This window comes from Pseudomonas sp. BB438, from assembly GCF_057180225.1.
Map to the genome: position 1 here is coordinate 4,675,190 of NZ_CM170001.1, position 20,727 is coordinate 4,695,916.

Consider the following 20,727-nt stretch of genomic DNA (forward strand, 5'->3'; position numbering starts at 1 on the left):
ATCAGCCGCGTGGCGCGCCGTCGAACAGGTCACTCAGCCAGCCGTCACCAACTGCCCGAGGCACCGCCGCCGCCGCTGGAACCACCACCGCCGGAGAATCCACCACCGCCCGAGCTGCCGCCGGACGATCCACCGGACGAACCGCCGCCGGAGCCTGAGCCACCACCCGCACCGCCCTGCCCAGCGCCGAACACCAGCAATCCCGGCAGGCACATGAAGGGCAGCACCAGCAGCCAATTCAGCGGAGCCACCGGCGCACCGGCGAAAACGCCAATCAGCAGGTAGACCCCGACGAGGATCGCCAAGCGCCAGTAGAACGCCCTTCGGCTGTCCTGAGCCTTGCGCGACTTGCGGCCTTTCCGACCTTTGCGCACGGTGCTCCCGCCATGCCACACATCACGCATCATTGCGATCAGCAGCCACCACAGGCCAAGAACCATCAGCACCGCGACCGGCGCGGCCAGCGCATACCCCCACAAGGCAACGCCGAAACGCGGCGTCAGGAAGCCCAGCAGGATGCAGTAGGCGATCAGCCCGAGCACGGTGTAGAACGCCACGCGGACCGTCCACAGCGCGCCAAAGGTGGCACCACCGATCAGCAGGCAGAAGGGCGAGATGGCCACGGTCGCCAGCCTGTCCGTGCCGCTGGCGAGCAGCGCGACCAGCACGACCACGACCACGCCAATCGCCAGCGCTCCGCGCCACCCCATGCGGCGTGCCGCGAGCAGCACGCCGCCGACGCCGCCAACCACGAACGACGCCAGCAGCAGCCAGGCCTCCAGCGGGATGCTCAGCGGCTCGGGAGCCGGTTCGGGCAACGTTTCGCCATCGACCAGGATGATCAGCGCATCCACCGCCGACTCGATGCCGCCCGCGTAGTCGCCCGCGCGGAAGGCCGGCGCCAGGCGCTCACGGAGGATGCGCCCGGCCAGCACGTCGGGAATTGCGCCCTCCAGGCCATAGCCGACCTCGATGCGCATCAGGTGGTCGTCCTTCGCCACCACCAGCAGCACACCATCGTCGACGCCTTTGCGGCCGAGTTTCCAGAGGTTGAAGAGTTTGTTGGAGAAGGCCTCGATGCCCATCGTGCCGACGGTGGGCAGCATCACCACGGCGATCTGCGCGCCGCGCCGGTCTTCCAGGGCCTTGAGCTTATCGATCAGACGGGCCCTGGCGGACGGGTCGAGCGTGCCGGTAACATCCACGACGCGCTCGTTCAGCGGCAGCAGCACGCCGCCATCAGCAGGCGCGTCGGCCCAGCCGGGCTGGACGCAGGTGAGGAGGCAGAGGAACAGCCAGAACGCGAAGCGCAGGCCGGCGAAGGAATTCCGAAGCATGAACCGTTTCCTTGGCTGAACAGGCCGCCCGGCGCCTTCGACGCCGGGCACGAACCGGCCATCCTACTGCACGGATGGTGCCGGCGGGTCACTCGTCGCGACGCAGGTCCGGCGGAATCGGCAGGTCCGGCATCGGTCCCGGGCGCTTGCCCTTGCCGGCGCGGTACTGCTTGAGCTGATAGACGTAGGCCAGTACCTGGGCCACGGCAAGGTAGAGCCCTGCGGGAATCTCGTGATCGAGTTCGGTGGAGTAGTAGACCGCCCGCGCCAGGGCCGGCGATTCGAGCACGGTGACCTTGTGCTCCTGGGCGATCTCGCGAATCTTCAGCGCCATGAAGTCGTTGCCCTTGGCCAGCAGCCTGGGCGCACCGCCCTTCTCCGCGTCGTACTGCAGGGCCACGGCGAAGTGGGTCGGGTTGGTGATGACCACGTCGGCCTGCGGCACCGCCTGCATCATCCGCCGGTTGGCCATCTCGCGCTGCATCTGGCGGACCTTGGCCTTGACCTCCGGCTTGCCCTCGGAGTCCTTGTACTCGTCCTTGACCTCCTGCTTGGTCATCATCAGCTTCTTGCGGTTGTCCCAGAGCTGGAAGGGAACGTCCGCAGCGGCGATGAAAATGATGCTGCAGGCCAGCCAGAAGGCGCTCCAGCCGACGATCCGCGCGCTGTGCACCATGGCCTGTTCGATGGGCTCATGGGAGATGGCCAGGAGGTCGTTCTGGTCGGACTTGAGCACCAGGATCGCCACGATCAGCACCAGCACGAATTTGGCCAGCGCCTTGAGCAGCTCGGTCAGCGAACGCAGGGAGAACATGCGCTTGAGGCCCGCCAGCGGATTCAACCGGCTGAACTTGGGCGCCAACGCCTCGCCGGAGAACAGCCAGCCGCCCAGGGCGACCGGGCCGACCAGCGCCGCGATGAGCAGTACGCCGAGAATCGGCCAGACGGCCCCGGCGCCGATCTTGGCGCCGGCGATGAGCAGGTTGAGCATGCTCTCGCTGTTCATCACCGTCGCGCGGTCCAGCTCGAAGCTGCCGCGCATCAGGCGCATCAGCGCGTCGGCCAGGCTCGCGCCGAACACCAGCAGCGCACCGGCGCCGGCGAGCAGCACGGCCAGGGTGTTCAGCTCCTTGGACCGAGGGAGCTGTCCCTTCTCTCGCGCGTCGCGGCGCCGTTTCTCTGTGGGTTCCTCTGTCTTGTCTTCGCTACTGTCGTTCTCGGCCATCAGCGGGCCCCCACGAGTTCGCGAAGCAGGCGCAGGCCCTCACTGGCCAGCGCCTGGTACTGAGTCAGAATCTCGGCACTGCCAATCCAGACAATGACGAAGCCCATCACCAGGGTGAGTGGGAAACCGATGGAGAAGATGTTCAGCTGCGGCGCCGCACGCGTCATCGCGCCGAACGCCAGGTTGACCACCAGCAGCGCGGTGATCGCCGGCAAGGCGATCATCAGCCCGGCCCCCAGGACCCAGCCCAGCTTGCCGGCCACGGTGATGAAGTGGTTGCTCGACAGGCCCTCGCCCACCGGCAACGTGGTGAAGCTTTCCGCCAGCACCTCGAACACCACCAGGTGGCCGTTCATGGCAAGGAACAGCAGGGTCACCAGCATGGTGAAGAACTGCCCCAGCACCGGCACCGAGATGCCGTTGGTGGGGTCGATCATGGATGCGAAGCCCAGGCCCATCTGCATGGAGATGATCTGCCCGGAAATGACGAAGGCGTGGAACATCAGCTGCAGGACGAAGCCGAGCATGGCGCCGACGAGGATTTCCTGGGCGATGTAGACCATCGCCTTGAGGCTCAGCGCGTCCACCTGCGGCATCGGCGGCAGGTTGGGCACCAGCGCCACGGCGATCGCCACCGACAGGTAGAGGCGCACACGGGTAGGCACCAGCTGGGTGCCGAAGATCGGCATGACCATCAACATCGCGGCGATGCGGAACAGCGGGAACAGGAAGGCCCCGATCCAGCCGCCGATCTGTGCGTTGCTGAGCTCGAGCATCAGCCGATCAGCGTCGGGATGCTGGTGATCAGCGACTGGGTGTACTCCATCAGCTGCCGCAGCAGCCAGGGGCCCAGCACGATGAGGGTGAGCAGCACCACCAGCAGGCGTGGCAGGAAGCTCAGGGTCTGTTCGTTGATCTGCGTGGCGGCCTGGAACATCGCCACGATCAGGCCCACCAGCAGACTCGGCAGCACCAGGATGCCGACCATCACCGCAGTCAGCCAGAGCGCTTCACGGAACAGGTCGACGGCGACTTCGGGGGTCATGGCTGCTCCTGTCGTTCAGCAGAAGGGTTCATCGCTAGACCGTCCCGAAACTGCCGGCGAGCGTGCCGATGATCAAGGCCCAGCCATCCACCAGGACGAACAGCATGATCTTGAACGGCAGCGAGATGATCAGCGGCGAGAGCATCATCATGCCCATCGCCATCAGCACGCTGGACACCACCAGGTCGATGATCAGGAACGGAATGAAGATCATGAAACCGATCTGGAATGCCGTCTTCAACTCCGAGGTGACGAACGCGGGCACCAGGATGGTCAGGGGTGTGGCATCGGCGCTGGGAATGTCGGTGCGCTTGGACAGGCGCACGAACAGCTCCAGGTCCGACTGCCGGGTCTGCGCCAGCATGAAGGCCTTGAGCGGCACTTCGGCGCGGGTAACCGCCTCCTGCGCCGGGATCTGTTCGTTCAGGTAGGGCTGCAGCGCGGTGGTGTTGATCTTGTCGAACACCGGCGCCATGACGAACAGCGTGAGGAACATGGCGAGGCCGATCAGCACCTGGTTAGACGGCGTGCTCTGCAGGCCCAGCGCCTGGCGCAGGATGGAGAACACGATGATGATCCGGGTGAAGCTGGTCATCAGCATGACGAACGCCGGGATGAAGCTCAGCGCGGTCATGATCAGCAGGATCTGCAGGCTGACCGAGTACTCCTGCTGCCCCTGCGGGTTGGTGGTCACGGTGATCGCCGTCAGCTGCGTCGGATCGGCGGCGAAGGCCTGCGGCGCCATCAGCGCCAGCAGTCCCAGTAGCAGCGGCGCGACTGCCTTGAGCGCGCCGACCAGAACGGAGAGATTCGGCAAACGGGTCACTGTGGGCGGCCCTTGTCCTTGTTCAGCAACTCCAGCAGGCGCTGGGCGAATTCCGGCTGCGCCGGTTCGGATTCGGCGGCATGCACCGGCTGGCGCATGACGTGCAGCGGCGTGATGCGACCGGGCGTCAGGCCCAGCAGGACCTGTTCCTCGCCCACCTGCACCAGCACCAGGCGATCACGCGGTCCGAGAGCCTGGCTGGAAATCAGACGGATCGCCTGGTTGCCACGCGGCACGACCTGTTGCACACGGCGCACCAGCCAGGCGAGCAGGAAGATCAGGCCGACCACCAGCACCAGGCCCAGCAGCAGCTGCATCAGCTGCGCGCCGGCGCTGCCGGTGATCAGGCTCGGCGTGGAGCTGGCATGGACGATGGCCGGATTGGATGCCGGCGCCTTGGCGGCCTCTTCGGCCATCGCCAGCAGGGACGATCCCGCCAGCGGCAGGGTGGACAGTTTCGCGAGCAGGCGGGCCATGTCAGCGCAGCTTCTTGATGCGTTCGCTGGGGCTGATCACGTCGGTGAGGCGGATGCCGAACTTCTCGTTCACCACCACCACCTCGCCGTGGGCGATCAGGGTGCCGTTGACCAGCACGTCCAGCGGCTCGCCGGCCAGGCGATCGAGTTCGATCACCGAGCCCTGATTGAGCTGCAGCAGGTTGCGGATGCTGATGTCGGTGTGGCCGACCTCCATGGAGATGGTCACCGGGATATCCAGGATCACGTCCAGGTTCGGGCCTTCGAGACCGGCAATGGTCGGCGCCTTGGGCGCCATGCCGAACTCTTCCATGGGCGCGCGCGGCGCGGCGGGCACGGCCGGAGCCGCGGCGCTGGCCATCATCGCGTCGATGTCGTCCTGGTTGGCGTCACCCGATTCGGAGAGCGCCGCGGCCCACTCGTCAGCCAGCGCCTGTTCTTCGGGAGTTACGTTTTCTTCGTCTGACATGGTGTGTCCCCTTGGGATTCGCTCAGCGCGGGCGCACGAGCGGATCGAGAATCTGCAGGGCCAGGTTGCCCTTGTGCGAACCCAGCTTGACCTTGAAGGAAGGCACGCCGTTGGCGCGCATGATCATGTGCTCGGGCAGCTCAACCGGGATCACGTCGCCCGGCTGCATGTGCAGGATGTCCCGCAGCTTGAGCTGGCGGCGCACGACGGTAGCGCCCAGCGGCACGTTGACGTCGAGGATGTCCTCGCGCAAGGCGTTGATCCAGCGCTCGTCCTGGTCGTCCACGTCGGACTGGAAGCCGGCGTCGAGCATCTCGCGGATCGGCTCGATCATCGCGTACGGCAGGGTGATGTGCAGGTCGCCGCCGCCGCCATCGAGTTCGATGTGGAAGGTGGAGACCACCACCACTTCGCTGGGGCTGACGATGTTGGCCATCGCCGGGTTCACCTCGGAGTTCACGTACTCGAAGGCGATCGGCATCACCGCGTGCCAGGCTTCGGCAAGGTCGACGAAGGCCTGCTCGATGACCATGCGCACCACCCGCAGCTCGGTGGGCGTGAACTCGCGGCCCTCGATCTTGGCGTGACGACCGTCACCGCCGAAGAAGTTGTCCACCAGCTTGAACACCAGCTTGGCATCGAGGATGAACAGCGCGGTGCCGCGCAGCGGCTTCATCTTCACCAGGTTGAGGCTGGTGGGCACGTACAGCGAGTGCACGTACTCACCGAACTTCATCACCTGCACGCCGCCCACGGCGACATCCGCCGAGCGGCGCAGCAGGTTGAACATGCTGATGCGGGTGTAGCGGGCGAAGCGCTCGTTGATCATCTCCAGGGTCGGCATGCGACCCCGGACGATGCGGTCCTGACTCGTCAGGTCGTAGGACTTGATCGCCCCCGGCTCGACGTCGGACTCGGTTTCCACCAGACCATCGTCGACGCCGTGCAGCAGCGCGTCGATCTCGTCCTGGGAAAGCAGATCCTGCATGGCCATGGCGGGTACCTACTGCAATACGAAATTGGTGAAAAGCACTTGCTCCACGGTCAACTGACCGGTCGCCTTCTTTGCCAGTTCCTGAAGACTGGACGTAGCCTGCTGGCGGAGCATTTCCTTGCCGACCGGCGTCACGAGATTGTCGAAATTCTGGCTGGAGAACAGCATGACCAGTTGGTTGCGCACCAACGGCATCTGCTCACGCAGGGCGTCCATCTGCGCCTGGTCGCGGCCCATCAGGGCGACGGCCACCTGCAGATAGCGCTGGCGGCCGTTCTGATTGAAGTTGACCACGAAGGACGGCGCGAGGATCTCGTACACCGCCTGCTTCCTGGTCGGCTCGCCATGTTCCTCGGACTTCGCCTCGGACTCGGCGGCCGGCTTGGCATTCTTGTTCAGGAAGAACCAGGTACCGCCCACCGACGCGCCCACTGCGAGCAGGAAGGCCAGCACGATGATGATGATGAGCTTCAGCTTGCCCTTGCCGGGCGCCTGGCCATCGGGGAGAGGAGGCGTCTGTTCTTTCTTGGCCATGCCAATAATCCGTCACTTTTCCGGCGCGATGCGCTGATACCGGGGTAGCAGCAAGGGCTGTGCCAGTTCGGAAATGTCCGACTGGCGCCGCCGCGGATATTACAGGCTAGACGGAGGATGTCACGGGGAGGAGTAAGAATTTTCCTCTGAGCCGGATAGGTCGGGTATTGAGGCGGTTCGCGAGCAAGCTCGCTCCCACGGAAAGCCGGCTCGGCGCCCGAACCAGTCTGCAGGAGCGAGCTTGCTCGCGAACACGGGCTTAACGTGGCGCTCGGGCTTATACCCTCTCCCACGCTCGGGCTGCGCGCCCCGCGCCGAAGGGAGAGGGAGCTATCCGTGCCAGGCGAAGACAGTGCTGGCCGGCCGGCTCTCGACTGTCCAAGCACGCCGTACAGTCCCCTATCCCTTCAGGGAGAGGGCGCTTCCTGGCTGCACAGCGTCACCCGGCAGGCGCCACCCCATCATGCGTAGTAATCCACCAGCCCCCTGCCCTGCGCCGCCGTCTGCGGGCGGATTTCGGATACGCCGCTGATCATCGGCTCGTCGCCCTCGCTGCCGGTACCCGCGACGCTCCGCGAGCTGCCACGACCATCGCTCTGCTGCTGTTGCTGCCAGCCGCGGGCCGACTGGTCGGAGACGTTCACGTCCAGTTGCATGCCCTGCTGGCTGAACATCTCGCGCAGGCGGTGCTGCTGGCTGTCCAGCGCTTCGCGGACGTTGGCGTTGGCGCTGACGAAGTTCACCTGGGTCTGGTCGCCGGTCATGTGGATACGCACTTCCAGGCGACCGAGGTTGGCCGGGTCCATCTGAATCTCGGCCGACTTGAGGTTCTGCGAGGACATCCACATCACCCGGTCCACCACCTGGTCGGTCCAGCCGTTCTGCTGCACCGACACGGCCTGCCCCGGCACCAACGGATTCACCGGGCGACTGGTCATGGCCTGCGGCGTGTTCAGCGCCTGGGTCAAGGACTCCAGGCGAGCGGCGAAGGCTTCATTGCGCGGCATCTCCGGCTTGGCGTCAGCCTGCAACTCCGGCAGTTGCTGGGTCAGGTCGGTGGCGTCCTTCAACGCGCCCTCGGTGAGCTTGCCATCGGCCCCCTTCGCGGCGGCATCGGGGGCCAGCGCAGCGAGAGCAGCGCTCAGGTCGTTCTTGCCGCTGGCATCCAGCGACTTGTCGCCCGCCTTGGCGGCCAGGTGACCGGTGAGCTGGACCTGTTGCGCCTGCTGCGCCTGGTCGTCAGCGCCCACGGCGAGGGTCAGGTTCACCCCCGGAATCTCGTTGAGCTTCTGCAGGTCGCTATCGCTGCTGGCTTCGGTGAGCTGGCTGGTGCCGGTACTGACCACCAGCGGCGGCGCCTCGGGCTCCGGCAGCTGGCCGGTCATGCCGAGCATCAGCAGCGGGTCAAGGGTCGCATCGGTCTTGGTCTCGGTGTCCGCCACCTTGCTGTCGTCCGCCTTGTTCGCCGCATCAGCCGGCAAGGGCTTGCCGTCCTCGGCAACCTTTGGCTGGTCGGCGGCAGCCGGAGCGTTGGCATCGTTGTTCGCGGTGTCCTTGCCGCCACTGTCCCGAGGCTTGTCGGCCTTGGCCTTCACAGGCTTGTCGGCGCGCTCGCTGGCTGCCGGCCGCTGCTCCTTGGCATAGACGTCGGCGAAGCTGGAACCCTTGTCACTGCTGGCGCTCGACGAATTCTGGGCAGACTTGGAGAGCGCCGCCTTGGGCCGCGTGTCAGGCGTCGACGTCAATAAAATATCCGGGGCGACAGCCATCGGAGGTCTCCGTTGAGGTGAATATCCAACACGGAGATAGCAAGGCGCGGGCCAACTCGAGGAAGGTCAGGAACGACCAGGCAACAGCAGGGTACGGACAATGGAGAATTCGTGTTCGACCTTGCCGATCAGGCTCTGCGCAGTGTCCAGGTCGCCCAGCCGTGCAGACTCTTCCAGACGCTTGCACAGGCCGCTCAGCACCGAAGCCCCCATGTTTCCGCAGCTGCCCTTGAAGCTGTGCGCGGCATGGCGCAGTGCCGGTGCATCAGCGGCGGCAAAGGCCTCGCGAATGCTGCGCAGGCGCTCCTCGGAATCACTGAGGAAGGTCTCCACCAGAAGCGGGTACTCGTCTTCCATGATCGACAGCAAGTTGCTCAGCACGGCGCCATCGAGATGTGGCTCGGACATGGGGCACTCCCTGGAGGATGGCTCGCCACCCTTCAGGGGGACAAGAAGGCCCCGATTATGCCTGAGCCGCCCAGAAGAACTCCACGGAGACCGACTTGCCATCGCTCGACCACTGACAGCGGTCAGACAGCTGCCGGATGAGCGTCAGCCCGCGCCCGCAGAGGCTGCCGGCAGCAGTCTTCTGCGAGGCCAGCACCGCACCTACGTCGAAGCCGTCGCCGCTGTCCTCCACGCGCACCAGCAGTCGACCGCCGTCGCCGTGGGGCGCGAGATCGAGGTGGAAGCGCACGAAACCGTCGCGCAGCGCGACCAGGCGCTTGCTGCGCTCCTGGTAGTAGCGGGCGAACCCGGCAGCATCGCACTTGAGCGTGGAGTCCAGGCCCATCACGCCATGCTCCAGGGCGTTGGAGTACAACTCGGCGAGTACGGTGTAGAGCGCACCGCCGCGCGGGCGCAGGTCGTGCACTTCCATCAGCAGCTGCAGCAGGAAGGGCAGCGGATTGAAGTTGCGCAAGGTCGGCGCACGGAATTCGAAACTCGCGGACCAGTCCAGCGGGCTGCTCAGGCCGTTGTCGGAGAACGCCAGTGGCGGGCGTTGCAGCGAGGCCTCCGGGACCAGCGCGATCTCCAGCATGCTGACGTCGTCCTGGGCCTCGCCACGAAAGCGCGCCACCGCCGCCTGGATGCCGTCGAACAGGCGTGACGGCGCAGGATGCTCGGCGAATACCTGCAGCAGTCGTCCCTCACCGAATGCTTCGCCGGTCGCATTGCGCGCCTCCAGCACCCCATCGGAGAAGAGGAACACGCGGTCCCCCTCCTCCATTGCGTAGACCTCGACATGGTCACTGAAGGCCGACGGGTCGAGAATGCCCAGCGGCAGGTGGCGCGACACCAGCGGCTGCAGTTCGCCGCTGTCGTGGCGGTGCAGGTAGCCATTGGGCAACCCGCCGTTCCACACCTCCACCAGGCCGCGCTGGAAGCTCAGGTTGAGCACCGCGGCGCAACAGAACACGCCAACCGGGAGGATGCGCTTGAGCTTGGCGTTCATCTCGCGAAGGATGTCCGCCATGGGGTAGCCCTTGGCCGTCATGCCGTAGAACACCTCGGCCAGCGGCATGGCGCCGATGGCTGCCGGCAAGCCGTGGCCGGTGAAGTCGCCGAGCAGGACATGCATGCCGCCGGAGGGCTTGAACGCTGCCAGCAGCAGGTCGCCATTGAACAGCGCGAAGGGCGATTGCAGGTAGCGGATGTTCGCCGCGTTCAGGCAGCCCGAATGCGCCACCTTGTCGAACACCGCTTTGGCCACCCGCTGCTCGTTGAGCAGGTGCTCGTTGTGCCGGGCGATCAGGTCGCGCTGCTCCAGCACCGTTCGCTGCAGGTGATGCAGGCGGCCCATGGCGCGGATCTTGGCTTCGAGGATCACGCGGTTGTAAGGCTTGGAGAGAAAGTCGTCGCCGCCCGCCTCGAGGCTCTGTACCAGCGCTTCGGGCTCGCTCAGTGACGTCAGGAAGATGATCGGCACCAGTTCCTCGCCAGCCTGCCGGCGAATCCGCCGGGCTGCCTCGAAGCCATCCATCACCGGCATCAGGGCATCCATCAGCACCAGCTGCGGACGCTCCTGGGCGAACAACGCCAGCGCCTCCAGGCCGTTGGCGGCGGTAATCACACGGTGTCCCTGGCGGCTGACGATGGTCGACAGCAACAGGCGGTCAGCCGCGTTGTCGTCGGCGATCAGGACGGTGAGGAATTCAGCCATGGCCGCTCCCACTGCAGGCCGGGCCGCGTCAGCTGATCTTGAACAGCTGCTCGAAATTGGAGATCGACAGCACCTTGCGCACGTCCGGATTGCAGTGCGCCAGGCTGATCTGCGCGCTCTCGCCGCCGGCGTGGTCGCGCAGCAGCAGGAGCATGCCCAGCGCCGAGCTGTCGAGGTAGGTAGCGCCCTTCAAGTCCACCACGTAGCGCTTGGGCGTCGTTTCGACACGCTCGTAGGCGTTGCGGAATTCCTGGTGTGCGCCGAAATCGAAACGCCCCTGGACCACGATGGTGAGCTCCTGCCCGTCAGCGGAGGGAACGGAAGTGATGGCCATGGGATGCTCCTTATCGATCGATGGTCGCGCACGAGCTTGAAGATGTAGCAGCTAGCGATGACAGCGGCAACCTCGGCGAGCGATGGGAAACCGCCTCGCCAGGCTGGTCGAACGATCACCCCAAGGGTCGATTAATGGACCACCGGTCGACACGGGCACGGCGAATGCCTTTACCCTTTTACCCGTGCGACGCGGAGTGAAGGCTCGTGAGAAGCCTCGGAGGGGTCGCACCCGGCAGGAAGGGGGCAGCATGTACAAATCCATTCTCATCGCGGCCTGCGTGTTGTGCGTAGCGCCGTACGCGAGCGCCCAGGTGATGCAGCGCAACCTTGGCGACTTCGAACTCAAGTTCGCCAACTCGCCAACGCGCAGCATGGCCCAGGGCCTGGTCCAGCCCGGTCAGGCCAACAGCGCCCAGGGCGGTCTCGACATCACCCACGACAGTGGCTGGTACGTCGGCAGCTGGACCTCGAACCTGGAGCAGGAAAAGCCGCTGGAGATCGACAGCTACGCCGGCTTCAAGCACCCGCTGGGCGATGGCAAGCTGGGCTACGAGGTCGGCACCCTGCGCTACGCCCGTCCGGAACAGCCCGACTACGACAGCCAGGCCCTGTACGGCGGTCTTTCGGTCTTCGGCAGCCGCCTCGGTGCGGCCTACAGCGCCCAGGCCGGACGCAGCACCACCACGCTGTACACCGACCTGGGCGTTCAACCCGATCTCGGCTTCGACGTGACCTTCAAGTACTCCACCTACAGCCTCGCTTCGCCGGTCAGCCTGAGCAGCGGCGGCAGTGTCAGTGAGTTTGGCGACTGGTCGGTGAACTTCAGCCGCCCCTGGAACGGCATCGACCTGAACTTCTCCTACAGCGGCAGCAGCCTCACCGGCGGTGACTGCAGTGCCTACTCCGGGCACAACGCCTATTGCGACTCGGCCTTCATGTTCAAGGCGTCGCGGCCGTTCTTCTGAGCCGTGGGGCGCGTGCAGAACGTCAATTTCATTCAAGAACCCTCGCCGGCGCCGGGCTATGGTTGCAGTCACTCTTCCCGTCAACGGGAGCCCTCCGCCGCGGACCCAGCGCCCGGAGGCCGCCCCCACCGCGCCAGGTGATCCAGCGATGTTGCACACCGTGAATTGCGCCACCACCGCCCTGCCCGGCCTGCGCACCGTCGAGATCCTCACGCAGCGCAGCTTTCCGCGCCACGCCCACGACGAGTACGGCATCGGCGTGATGCTCGAGGGCGGGCATCGTTCCTGGAGTGGCCGTGGCCAGGTCGAGGCCGGGCCGTGCGACATCATCACCGTCAGCCCCAACGAGCTGCACGACGGTATTCCCCTGCGCGGCGCAGCGCGTCGGTGGTGCATGCTGTACGTCGAGCCGGCGTTGATCGCCCAACTGGCCAGCGCCGACATGGCTGGCCGGGAATTCTCCCTGCCCGCCCTCGCCGAACCCCGGCTCGCCCGTCGCATCGCCAGCCTGATGCAGCACCTGCCGAGGGCGAGCGCGAACGAGGCCATCGAAGGCGTGCTCGACCTGTTCGGCGCACTGCTCGACTCGCGAACCGACAGATCGCTGGCAGCTCTTCCGTCGCGAAGCGTGGCGCGCATGCTCGAGCGGATTCACGATGACCCGCGCAACGCACCGGCTCTGGTGGAGCTGGCCGGCATCGCCGGGCTGACACCCTATGCGGCCCTGCGTCGCTTCCGCCGCGAGTTGGGCACCACGCCCCACGCCTACCTGCTGCAATACCGCGTGAGGCAGGCCCACAAGGCCATCGGCGAAGGCCATGCGCTGGCCGACGCCGCCCTGCTCGCCGGCTTCGCCGACCAGTCGCACATGACCCGCGCTTTCGCCCGCCAGCTCGGACTGACGCCGGGACAATGGCGCTCATCGCTCAGGCAACCAACCGCACCCTGAGTGCGTCGGCCTACGGCCGTTCCACCTCCACACAGGAAATCCTCGGGAATGAACGCAGAATTCCTGCTGACGGCGTTCGTCGTCGTTTTGCTGCCCGGCACCGGCGTGCTCTACACCCTGGCCGTCGGACTGGGCCTCGGTGCGCGCGCAGCAAGCCTCGCGGCACTGGGCTGCACCCTGGGCATGCTCCCGCAACTGCTGCTCGCCACCTTCGGCCTGTCGGTGATCCTGCAGGCCAGCGCCACCAGCTTCCAGGTGGTCAAGCTACTGGGCACGGCCTATCTGCTGTTCATCGCCTGGCAGGTATTTCGCGGCAGCGGCGCCCTCGCGCTGAATGCGTCCAGCCAACCGCGCAGCATGGGGCAACTGGTGGGCACCGGGCTCTGGCTCAACCTGCTCAATCCCAAGCTCGGCCTGTTCTTCCTGGCCTTCCTGCCGCAGTTCGTGCCGGCCGGCAGCGAGGCCGTCAGGAGCCTGTTCCTGCTGCTGGGTCTGGTGTTCGCGCTGATGACCTTCGTCGTGTTCATCGGCTATGGGCTGCTGGCGGCCTGGGTGCGCGACTACGTGATCGGTCGCCCCACCGTGATGACGTTGATCCGCTGGAGCTTCACCCTGGCCTTTCTGGTGCTGGCGCTGCGCCTGGCATTCGAGGCGCTTCAGCCCTGATCGCCGGCGCTAGCCGACCAGCCCCGCGCCCATATTGATCGCCAGGCCCAGCACCGCGGTGTTGAACAGGAAGCCGATCACCGAATGCGCCAGCACCGCCTTGCGCATCGTGCGCGAGGCGATCTCCACGTCCGAAGTCTGCACGGCCACGCTGAGGGTGAAGGAGAAGTAGAGAAAGTCCCAGTAATCCGGATTCTTCTCGCCGCCCGGGAAGCGCAACACCGGCTCTGCCGCGTCGGCCGAATAGAACTGGCGGGCGTAATGCATGGTGAAGACGGTGCCGATGAGGAACCAGGAGCCGAGCACCGTGCTGGCGGTGAAGGCATAGCGGAGGACCTTGTCGTCACCATTGGCATGCCCGGCAGTGGCCAGTTCGAAAACGATGGCGCCCAGGCTCGCCACGGCGGCAACGATCACCAGCACCAGCACGGCTTCGGCGTTCTCATCCTCGATCTCGGCCAGGCGGCGCACTTCCGCCGGCGCCGTGCGCAGGGCCAGCCAGCCGATCAGCAGCACATACAGCCAGGCCATGCAGTTCCAACCCAGCAGCACGCGGGTCATCGGCGCGAACCGATAGCACGCCAGCGCCACCAGTATGCCGATGACCACGGAGGTGACCAGGCGCGGATGCGCCTTCAGCAGGTCGCGACTCAGGCGCAGCATGCGCTGCGGTCCAGTTCGGCAGCCGCCAGATGCGCCACGCTCAGGTCGCTGTCGGCGGCCATGCCGTCGTCGAGGAACCAGGCGGCGGACAGCCCGGCGAACGCCAGCACCCATTCCAGCAGGCGGCGCCGGTCGACGCCCGCATGCTCGACGATCACGTCGAGCTGGCGCAGGAAGCGCGTGCGCTCGCGCGCGGTCGGCAGGTCCGGATTGCACAGCAGGTTGGCATAGTCGAACAGGCGCTCGCCGAAGAGCCGCTTGGGATCGATGGCCAGCCAGCCGCGCTCGCCGAAGTCGAGGATGTTGTCGTGATGGACATCGCCATGCAGCACGCGCCGGTCATGCTCGCTGGCCAGCAGCGCCTCGGCGGTGTCCAGGCAGCGCGGGAACAGGCCGCCATAACGCCTGGCCGCCGGAGCCAGATCGCGGAACCACTGGCGCAGGTCGAGCAACGCGGGCGCCGGCGTAGCGCGCGGCCAGTGCAGGCGACGCAGCGTGTCGCAGATGATGCGGCTGGCCTGGTCATCCTCGCCGTGAAGCGCCATGTGCATCAGCGAACGACCACCTTCGGCGCGCTCCATCAGGATCGTGTCGCCATCGTAGGCAAAGACCTGCGCGGCCCCCTCGCCGCACCACCAGCTCATCACCCGTCCGCCGCCCTGTTCGTCGACATCCAGCGCACGCTTGATCATTGCCGCCCGCCCCATCCAGCGGACTGGCAGCAGGTGGCTGCTGGGGGTGATGATCGGCTCACCCTGGGGAACGAGCTGCCAGAGTTGCAGGACGCGCTGGAAATCCACAGGCACAGGCGTGGGAAGAGGCATGAGGGGGTCCAACCAGGAAGACTGACTGGAGACTAGCACGGCGTCCGGCGGAATCCGTTCGCTATTGCTCGGGTGAAGGCTTCAGGCGCTGAGCGAATTCGTCGAGCTGCTTCTGCTCGTACTTGTCGGCGGCCAGCCGTGCTTCTTCACGGTAACGTTCGACCAGCTTGCGCAGGCCTTCCAGGCGAGCGTACTTCTCCTGCCAGATGACCCGGGCCTTGCCCACGTTGGTCTCGTGGAAGGCCACCGAGCGATTCTGCTGTTCGACGGCACCTTCGAGCTGAGAGAGGAAGCGCTGGTAGTTGATCAGCCACTGACCGCTGACGCCCTGCTGGCCGTTGCTGATCCATTGCTGCTGGTAGTCGAAGCGATAGCGTTCCAGCTCGGCGAGCTTGCGTTGCGCCTGCTGCAACTGGCCCTGCATCTGGCCGAGCTGGCGCGCGGCCTCGCGCTCGGCCTTGAGCGCCATGTCCACCACCGGGGCGAGGCGTTCGGCGCGGCGGTTCATGCGCTACGCCATCCCTGCGAACGCGCCATCAGCCAGCCTTGCCGCTGACCACGGCGTCCAGCAACAGGCGGCTGTCGTCGAGGTTCTGGCTTTCGTCCAGGGCCTGGCGCAGGAACTGGCGCATGATCGGGAAGCGCTGGATTGCCAGGTCGGTCTCCGGATCGCCGCCGGCCACGTAGGCACCGACGCTGATCAGGTCGCGGCTCTGCTGGTAGCGCGACCACAGCTGCTTGAAACGCTGGGCGTCACGCAAGTGTTCGGGGGTGGTGACCTGCGGCATCACCCGGCTGATCGAGGCCTCGATGTCGATGGCCGGATAATGGCCTTCCTCGGCCAGCCGGCGCGACAGCACGAAGTGACCGTCGAGCACACCCCGCGCGGCGTCGGCGATCGGGTCCTGCTGGTCGTCGCCTTCGCTGAGCACGGTGTAGAACGCGGTGATCGAGCCGCCGCCCTTCTCACCATTGCCGGCGCGTTCGACCAGGCGCGGCAGCTTGGCGAACACCGACGGCGGATAGCCCTTGGTCGCCGGCGGCTCGCCGATCGCCAGGGCGATCTCGCGCTGGGCCTGGGCGTATCGGGTCAGGGAATCCATCAGCAGCAGGACGTTCTTGCCCTTGTCGCGAAAGTATTCGGCGATGCGGGTGCAGTACTGCGCGGCGCGCAGGCGCATCAGCGGCGCATCGTCCGCCGGCGAGGCGACGACCACGGAACGCTTCAGGCCTTCCTCGCCGAGGATGTGCTCGATGAATTCCTTCACCTCGCGGCCCCGCTCGCCGATCAGCCCCACCACGATGATGTCGGCCTTGGTGAAGCGGGTCATCATGCCCAGCAACACGGACTTACCCACACCGGTACCGGCGAACAGGCCCAGACGCTGGCCGCGGCCAACGGTGAGCAGGGAGTTGATCGAGCGGATGCCGACGTCCATCGGCTCATGAATCGGATCGCGCGCCAGCGGGTTGATGATCGGGCCATCCATCGGCACCCAGTCCTCGGCGCGCATGCCGCCCTTGCCATCCAGCGCACGGCCGACACCGTCGAGCACGCGGCCGAGCATGGACATGCCCATGGGCAGGCGACCGGAGTCCGGCAGCGGCACCACGCGGGCGCCAGGGGCGATGCCGACGAGGCTGCCCACCGGCATCAGGTAGATCTTGCTGCCGGCGAAACCCATGACTTCCGCCTCCACCTGCACCGGATGATAGCCGCCGTCGTTGATCACCTGGCAGCGGCTGCCGACGGCCGCCTGCAGGCCCTCGGCCTCCAGCGTCAGGCCGACCATGCGCAGCAGGCGGCCTTCCACCACCGGCTGGGTCGGCAGGCTCACGGCATCGCTGTAACCCTGCAGACGGCGGGCGAAGCTGACGCGATCAAGGCGCATCGGAGCTGTCCTGAGCAGCGGCGAGGTCCACGTGCAGATCAGGCTCCAGCGCATGGGTCGCCTGGTCGCGCTGCTGTTCGAAGAGTTGTTTCACGGCCTGGGCCAGGCGCGTCTCGACGGTGGCGTCGATGCGCGAGTGTTCGGTCTCGATGCGGCAGCCGCCGGGCAGCAGGCCGTCGTCCTCGATGATCTTCCAGCTTTCCTCGTGGCGATCGCGCAGGGCCTTCACCAGCTCGAAGTCCTGCGGGTTGACCTGGATGCGGATGTTGCTGGCGCCCATGGGCAGCAGCTTGAGCGCCTCGCGCAGCACCAGGCGGATCTGGCTGGAGTCGGTGGCCAGCTCGCGCTGCACCACCTGGCGCACCACGTGGGTCACCAGGTTGAGCATGCCCTGCTCGAGCATCTGGTCCTGTTCGGCGATGGGGTCGAGCAGGTGCGACATCAGGGTTTCGAGATTCTGCAGGCGCGGCTGCAGCGCCGCGTCGGCTTCCTGGCGCGCCTTGATCTGGCCGGCGTGGAAGCCGTCCTTCTCGCCAGTGGAGAAGCCCTCGTTATAAGCCTCCTGACGGATCGCCTCGAGTTCGTCCAGCGTCAGCGGTTTGACCTCTTCCTCCGGCACTTCCTCGATCTGCGGCTGCTCCTCGACGTCCGGCTCGGGTTCCGGCTCGGGCTCGGGGGCCGGGCGTGCCGGGTCGAAGCTGGGCAGCGACCAGCGGTCGAAGCCCGCCACGTCGCGCGCGCGGATCAGCTCGCTGAGTTTGTCTTCATCCTTCGCCGGCGGTACCACGTCAGATCATCTCCTCGCCACCCTTGCCACCCAGCACGATTTCGCCGGACTCGGCCATGCGACGGGCAATGGTGAGGATTTCCTTCTGCGCCCCCTCCACTTCGCTGACGCGCACCGGGCCCTTGGCCTCCAGATCGTCGCGCAGCAGCTCGGCGGCACGCTTGGACATGTTGCGGAAGATCTTCTCGCGGATCGCCTCGTCCGAGCCCTTGAGGGCCAGCACCAGCACATCGGAGGACACCTCGCGCAGCAGCGCCTGGATGCCGCGGTCGTCGACGTCGGCGAGGTTGTCGAAGACGAACATCAGGTCTTCGATCTGGCCCGAAAGGTCTTCGTCGACTTCGCGGATGGCGTCCATCAGCGCGCCTTCGACCGAGCTGTCGAGGTAGTTCATGATGTCCGCCGCGCGCTTCACGCCGCCCATGGTGGTGCGGGTGGAGTTGGCGTTGCCGGCGAACTGCTTCTCCAGAATCAGGTTCAGTTCCTTGAGCGCGGACGGCTGCACGGTGTTGAGCGAGGACACGCGCAGGATGATGTCCAGGCGCACCTTGTGGTCGAAGTGACTGAGCACTTCGCCGGCCTGGTCCGGATCGAGGTAGGCGACCACGATGGCCTGGATCTGCGGGTGCTCGTAGCGGATCACGTCGGCCACGGCGCGCGGCTCCATCCACTTCAGGCTGTCCAGGCCACTGGTGTTGCCGCCCAGCAGGATGCGGTCGATGAGGTTGTTCGCCTTGTCCTCGCCCAGGGCCTGGGTGAGCATCTTGCGAATGTAGCTGTCAGCGCCCACGCCAAGGCTGGTCTGGTCGCCGACGATCTCGACGAACTCACCCATCACCTGCTCGACCTGCTCACGGTGCACATTGCGCATCTGCGCCATGGCCACGCCGACCTTCTGCACTTCCTTCGGGCCCATGTGGCGCAGCACCTGTGCGGCATCAGTCTCACCCAGGGAGAGCAGCAGGATGGCAGCCTTGTCGACCTTGTTCAGTTTGGCGTTCATGCGCGCTTCACTCATCGGAATTGATCCAGTCCTTCACTACCTGGGCAACGCGCCCCGGGTCCTGGGCGACCAGTGTCTTGATCGCATTCAATTGTGCATCGTACCCCTCGGACGGACTGGGCAGCAGGATGCTGGCCGGGCCACCGAGGCTCACGCGATCTTCGGACAGTTCGCCCTCCAGACCGCCCAACTCGCCCAGGCCACCTTCGCCTCCAGCGCCACCGCCCACCAGGGCCTTGCTCTTGTTGCCCGACAGGTTGTTCAGCACCGGCCGCAGCACGCCCAGCACCAGTACCAGGATGAAGACGATGCCCAGCACCTGCTTGACCACGTCCCAGAACCAGGGCTGCGAGTAGAACGGCGGCGCAGCGATGTCATCACCCAGTTCCGGGGCGAACGGTGCGTTGATCACACTGACGCTGTCGCCACGGCTGGCGTCATAGCCTACCGCGTCCTGCACCAGGCGGGTGAAGCGCGCCAGCTCATCGGCCGACCACGGCTGGTGGCTGACTTCGCCGGTCTTCGGATCGGCGATCATGCGGTCATCCAGCACCACTGCGACGGAAAGCCGGCGCAGGCGACCCTGCTGCTGCTTGGTGTAGCTCACCGAACGATCCAGCTCGTAGTTGCGGGTGTTCTGCTGGCGCTTGTCGGTCGGGTACGGCGCCAGTTCCGGCTTGCCGGTCTTCGGATCGATGATCGTCTGGCCGTTGGCGTCCTTGAGCGGTTGACCGGGCGCGACGAAATCCGCGCCAGCGTTCTGACCTGTGGTCTGCGGCGAGCTGGCCGGGCCCGGCGGCTGATTGGACAGCGCACCCGGCACGCCCTGCGGACCGTTGCTGTTCTGCCGTTCCTCGTTGTTCACCTGCTCGCTGCGCAGGGCCGGCTGGTCCGGGTTGAACGACTCGGAGGTGGACTCCACGGCGCTGAAGTCAACGTCGGCGGACACCTCGGCCTTGTAGCGGCCGTTGCCCAGTACCGGCGCGAGGATGCTGTGCACGCGCTGGGTGAAGTTGCTTTCCATGCGGCGGGTGAAGTCGAACTGCTTGCCCGCCATGGTCAGCTCGGAGAGCTCCTGCTGGTCGGAGAGCAGGTTGCCCTTCTGGTCGACCACGGTGACCTGGGACTTATCCAGTTCCGGCACGCTGGTGGCGACCAGGTTGACGATGGCCAGCACCTGGCTCGGCTCCAGCGTGCGGCCCGGGTACAACTCGACCAGTACCGAGGCACTGGGCTTGCGGTCGTCACGGACGAACACCGAGCTCTTCGGGATCGCCAGGTGCACACGGGCAGCCTTCACGTTGTTCAGGCTGGAAACGGTGCGGGCGAGTTCGCCTTCCAGGCCGCGACGGTAGTTGGTCGCTTCCATGAACTGGCTGGTGCCCAGCGCCTGTTCCTTGTCGAGGATCTCGAAGCCGACGTTGCTGTCGGTCGGCGCCAGGCCCGCGCCGGCGACTTTCATGCGTGCACGGCCCAGGTCATCGGCCTTCACCAGCAGCGCGCCGGAATTGGGCTCGATCTTGTAGCCGATGTCGGCGGCAGACAGCGCCTCGACCACCTTGTTGGCGTCAACACCGTTGAGGCTGCCATAGAGCGGCTTGTAGTCCGGCTGCTGGGACCACAGGACCATGCCGAAACCGATGGCGATACTCGCGGCGAGGCCGACCAGCAGGCCGACCTGGCGCAGCACCGGCATGTCCGCGAGATTCTCGAGGAACGTCAGGCCCAGCAGCGGCTTCTTCGGCGCGTCGGCACCGAGCTTGGCGGGAACCTGACTGTCAACAACGGTGGCTTCAGCCATTA

At 66.1% G+C, this 20,727-nt stretch carries 23 protein-coding genes; 3 read left to right on the top strand and 20 right to left on the bottom strand.

The genetic code is table 11. The features are described 5' to 3' along the window. Positions 1 to 44: 44 nt before the first annotated feature. From AC1ZV1_RS21405 to AC1ZV1_RS21465, 13 genes are all read right to left on the bottom strand, one after another. Complete coding sequence (locus AC1ZV1_RS21405) at positions 45 to 1,337, bottom strand: TPM domain-containing protein (RefSeq protein WP_484293513.1); 1,293 nt, start codon at positions 1,335 to 1,337, stop codon at positions 45 to 47. Positions 1,338 to 1,425: 88 nt separating this feature from the next. Then, positions 1,426 to 2,562: a flagellar biosynthesis protein FlhB gene (flhB, locus tag AC1ZV1_RS21410; protein ID WP_484293514.1), complete on the bottom strand. Its 1,137-nt coding sequence runs from the start codon at positions 2,560 to 2,562 to the stop codon at positions 1,426 to 1,428. Then, positions 2,562 to 3,338, bottom strand: coding sequence for a flagellar biosynthetic protein FliR (fliR, locus tag AC1ZV1_RS21415; RefSeq protein WP_484293515.1), 777 nt, complete (start codon positions 3,336 to 3,338; stop codon positions 2,562 to 2,564). Before fliR ends, flhB begins: the two co-directional genes overlap by 1 nt. Further along, on the bottom strand, positions 3,338 to 3,607 hold the full coding sequence (gene fliQ / locus AC1ZV1_RS21420; RefSeq protein WP_045212070.1) for a flagellar biosynthesis protein FliQ: 270 nt from the start codon (positions 3,605 to 3,607) through the stop codon (positions 3,338 to 3,340). Before fliQ ends, fliR begins: the two co-directional genes overlap by 1 nt. 34 nt (positions 3,608 to 3,641) lie before the next feature. Next, a complete protein-coding gene (gene fliP / locus AC1ZV1_RS21425; RefSeq protein WP_484297598.1) occupies positions 3,642 to 4,352 on the bottom strand; it encodes a flagellar type III secretion system pore protein FliP in 711 nt (236 codons plus the stop codon). Between the two features lie 77 nt (positions 4,353 to 4,429). Continuing rightward, positions 4,430 to 4,909: a flagellar biosynthetic protein FliO gene (gene fliO, locus AC1ZV1_RS21430; RefSeq protein WP_484293516.1), complete on the bottom strand. Its 480-nt coding sequence runs from the start codon at positions 4,907 to 4,909 to the stop codon at positions 4,430 to 4,432. A gap of 1 nt (position 4,910) precedes the next feature. Beyond that, complete coding sequence (gene fliN, locus AC1ZV1_RS21435) at positions 4,911 to 5,378, bottom strand: flagellar motor switch protein FliN (protein ID WP_081519290.1); 468 nt, start codon at positions 5,376 to 5,378, stop codon at positions 4,911 to 4,913. A 22-nt stretch (positions 5,379 to 5,400) separates the two neighbouring features. Continuing rightward, positions 5,401 to 6,372, bottom strand: coding sequence for a flagellar motor switch protein FliM (gene fliM / locus AC1ZV1_RS21440; protein ID WP_484293517.1), 972 nt, complete (start codon positions 6,370 to 6,372; stop codon positions 5,401 to 5,403). 9 nt (positions 6,373 to 6,381) lie between these two features. Beyond that, a complete protein-coding gene (gene fliL, locus AC1ZV1_RS21445) occupies positions 6,382 to 6,906 on the bottom strand; it encodes a flagellar basal body-associated protein FliL (protein ID WP_484293518.1) in 525 nt (174 codons plus the stop codon). A gap of 461 nt (positions 6,907 to 7,367) precedes the next feature. Next, entirely contained in the window at positions 7,368 to 8,675 is a 1,308-nt protein-coding gene (locus AC1ZV1_RS21450) for a flagellar hook-length control protein FliK (protein WP_484293519.1), read from the bottom strand. Positions 8,676 to 8,741: 66 nt separating this feature from the next. Continuing rightward, complete coding sequence (locus tag AC1ZV1_RS21455; RefSeq protein WP_484293520.1) at positions 8,742 to 9,083, bottom strand: Hpt domain-containing protein; 342 nt, start codon at positions 9,081 to 9,083, stop codon at positions 8,742 to 8,744. A gap of 55 nt (positions 9,084 to 9,138) precedes the next feature. Continuing rightward, positions 9,139 to 10,839: an ATP-binding SpoIIE family protein phosphatase gene (locus AC1ZV1_RS21460; RefSeq protein ID WP_484293521.1), complete on the bottom strand. Its 1,701-nt coding sequence runs from the start codon at positions 10,837 to 10,839 to the stop codon at positions 9,139 to 9,141. Between the two features lie 28 nt (positions 10,840 to 10,867). Continuing rightward, the gene (locus AC1ZV1_RS21465; protein ID WP_081519284.1) at positions 10,868 to 11,173 is read right to left on the bottom strand and encodes an STAS domain-containing protein; all 306 of its coding nucleotides are present in this window, start codon (positions 11,171 to 11,173) and stop codon (positions 10,868 to 10,870) included. A gap of 250 nt (positions 11,174 to 11,423) precedes the next feature. Here AC1ZV1_RS21465 and AC1ZV1_RS21470 point away from each other — a divergent pair, with 250 nt between their 5' ends. The 3 genes from AC1ZV1_RS21470 (at position 11,424) to AC1ZV1_RS21480 (ending at position 13,755) form a co-directional block, all read left to right on the top strand. Then, on the top strand, positions 11,424 to 12,140 hold the full coding sequence (locus AC1ZV1_RS21470) for a TorF family putative porin (RefSeq protein WP_484293522.1): 717 nt from the start codon (positions 11,424 to 11,426) through the stop codon (positions 12,138 to 12,140). Between the two features lie 148 nt (positions 12,141 to 12,288). Further along, complete coding sequence (locus tag AC1ZV1_RS21475) at positions 12,289 to 13,089, top strand: AraC family transcriptional regulator (protein WP_484293523.1); 801 nt, start codon at positions 12,289 to 12,291, stop codon at positions 13,087 to 13,089. A gap of 48 nt (positions 13,090 to 13,137) precedes the next feature. Beyond that, the gene (locus tag AC1ZV1_RS21480; RefSeq protein ID WP_484293524.1) at positions 13,138 to 13,755 is read left to right on the top strand and encodes a LysE family translocator; all 618 of its coding nucleotides are present in this window, start codon (positions 13,138 to 13,140) and stop codon (positions 13,753 to 13,755) included. A 9-nt stretch (positions 13,756 to 13,764) separates the two neighbouring features. On the opposite strand, the gene AC1ZV1_RS21485 is transcribed toward AC1ZV1_RS21480, so the two are convergent. From AC1ZV1_RS21485 to fliF, 7 genes are all read right to left on the bottom strand, one after another. Then, complete coding sequence (locus tag AC1ZV1_RS21485; RefSeq protein WP_484293525.1) at positions 13,765 to 14,418, bottom strand: DUF1345 domain-containing protein; 654 nt, start codon at positions 14,416 to 14,418, stop codon at positions 13,765 to 13,767. Next, a complete protein-coding gene (locus AC1ZV1_RS21490) occupies positions 14,406 to 15,242 on the bottom strand; it encodes an aminoglycoside phosphotransferase family protein (RefSeq protein ID WP_484293526.1) in 837 nt (278 codons plus the stop codon). Before AC1ZV1_RS21490 ends, AC1ZV1_RS21485 begins: the two co-directional genes overlap by 13 nt. Positions 15,243 to 15,303: 61 nt before the next feature. Beyond that, a complete protein-coding gene (gene fliJ / locus AC1ZV1_RS21495) occupies positions 15,304 to 15,750 on the bottom strand; it encodes a flagellar export protein FliJ (RefSeq protein ID WP_484293527.1) in 447 nt (148 codons plus the stop codon). Positions 15,751 to 15,778: 28 nt separating this feature from the next. Next, complete coding sequence (fliI, locus tag AC1ZV1_RS21500) at positions 15,779 to 17,134, bottom strand: flagellar protein export ATPase FliI (protein ID WP_045212103.1); 1,356 nt, start codon at positions 17,132 to 17,134, stop codon at positions 15,779 to 15,781. Further along, a complete protein-coding gene (gene fliH / locus AC1ZV1_RS21505; protein ID WP_484293528.1) occupies positions 17,124 to 17,921 on the bottom strand; it encodes a flagellar assembly protein FliH in 798 nt (265 codons plus the stop codon). The genes fliI and fliH overlap by 11 nt, the downstream gene beginning before the upstream one ends. 1 nt (position 17,922) lies before the next feature. Beyond that, entirely contained in the window at positions 17,923 to 18,939 is a 1,017-nt protein-coding gene (gene fliG / locus AC1ZV1_RS21510) for a flagellar motor switch protein FliG (RefSeq protein ID WP_045212107.1), read from the bottom strand. Further along, entirely contained in the window at positions 18,932 to 20,725 is a 1,794-nt protein-coding gene (gene fliF, locus AC1ZV1_RS21515) for a flagellar basal-body MS-ring/collar protein FliF (RefSeq protein WP_484293529.1), read from the bottom strand. Before fliF ends, fliG begins: the two co-directional genes overlap by 8 nt. Positions 20,726 to 20,727 lie beyond the last annotated feature (2 nt).

Excerpts from the sequence above, each read along its gene's own strand:
- AC1ZV1_RS21405 (WP_484293513.1), bottom strand. The coding sequence starts at position 1,337 with ATGCTTCGGAATTCCTTCGCCGGCCTGCGCTTCGCGTTCTGGCTGTTC.
- flhB (WP_484293514.1), bottom strand. The coding sequence starts at position 2,562 with ATGGCCGAGAACGACAGTAGCGAAGACAAGACAGAGGAACCCACAGAG.
- fliR (WP_484293515.1), bottom strand. The coding sequence starts at position 3,338 with ATGCTCGAGCTCAGCAACGCACAGATCGGCGGCTGGATCGGGGCCTTC.
- fliQ (WP_045212070.1), bottom strand. The coding sequence starts at position 3,607 with ATGACCCCCGAAGTCGCCGTCGACCTGTTCCGTGAAGCGCTCTGGCTG.
- fliP (WP_484297598.1), bottom strand. The coding sequence starts at position 4,352 with ATGGCGCCGCAGGCCTTCGCCGCCGATCCGACGCAGCTGACGGCGATC.
- fliO (WP_484293516.1), bottom strand. The coding sequence starts at position 4,909 with ATGGCCCGCCTGCTCGCGAAACTGTCCACCCTGCCGCTGGCGGGATCG.
- fliN (WP_081519290.1), bottom strand. The coding sequence starts at position 5,378 with ATGTCAGACGAAGAAAACGTAACTCCCGAAGAACAGGCGCTGGCTGAC.
- fliM (WP_484293517.1), bottom strand. The coding sequence starts at position 6,372 with ATGGCCATGCAGGATCTGCTTTCCCAGGACGAGATCGACGCGCTGCTG.
- fliL (WP_484293518.1), bottom strand. The coding sequence starts at position 6,906 with ATGGCCAAGAAAGAACAGACGCCTCCTCTCCCCGATGGCCAGGCGCCC.
- AC1ZV1_RS21450 (WP_484293519.1), bottom strand. The coding sequence starts at position 8,675 with ATGGCTGTCGCCCCGGATATTTTATTGACGTCGACGCCTGACACGCGG.
- AC1ZV1_RS21455 (WP_484293520.1), bottom strand. The coding sequence starts at position 9,083 with ATGTCCGAGCCACATCTCGATGGCGCCGTGCTGAGCAACTTGCTGTCG.
- AC1ZV1_RS21460 (WP_484293521.1), bottom strand. The coding sequence starts at position 10,839 with ATGGCTGAATTCCTCACCGTCCTGATCGCCGACGACAACGCGGCTGAC.
- AC1ZV1_RS21465 (WP_081519284.1), bottom strand. The coding sequence starts at position 11,173 with ATGGCCATCACTTCCGTTCCCTCCGCTGACGGGCAGGAGCTCACCATC.
- AC1ZV1_RS21470 (WP_484293522.1), top strand. The coding sequence starts at position 11,424 with ATGTACAAATCCATTCTCATCGCGGCCTGCGTGTTGTGCGTAGCGCCG.
- AC1ZV1_RS21475 (WP_484293523.1), top strand. The coding sequence starts at position 12,289 with ATGTTGCACACCGTGAATTGCGCCACCACCGCCCTGCCCGGCCTGCGC.
- AC1ZV1_RS21480 (WP_484293524.1), top strand. The coding sequence starts at position 13,138 with ATGAACGCAGAATTCCTGCTGACGGCGTTCGTCGTCGTTTTGCTGCCC.
- AC1ZV1_RS21485 (WP_484293525.1), bottom strand. The coding sequence starts at position 14,418 with ATGCTGCGCCTGAGTCGCGACCTGCTGAAGGCGCATCCGCGCCTGGTC.
- AC1ZV1_RS21490 (WP_484293526.1), bottom strand. The coding sequence starts at position 15,242 with ATGCCTCTTCCCACGCCTGTGCCTGTGGATTTCCAGCGCGTCCTGCAA.
- fliJ (WP_484293527.1), bottom strand. The coding sequence starts at position 15,750 with ATGAACCGCCGCGCCGAACGCCTCGCCCCGGTGGTGGACATGGCGCTC.
- fliI (WP_045212103.1), bottom strand. The coding sequence starts at position 17,134 with ATGCGCCTTGATCGCGTCAGCTTCGCCCGCCGTCTGCAGGGTTACAGC.
- fliG (WP_045212107.1), bottom strand. The coding sequence starts at position 18,939 with ATGAGTGAAGCGCGCATGAACGCCAAACTGAACAAGGTCGACAAGGCT.
- fliF (WP_484293529.1), bottom strand. The coding sequence starts at position 20,725 with ATGGCTGAAGCCACCGTTGTTGACAGTCAGGTTCCCGCCAAGCTCGGT.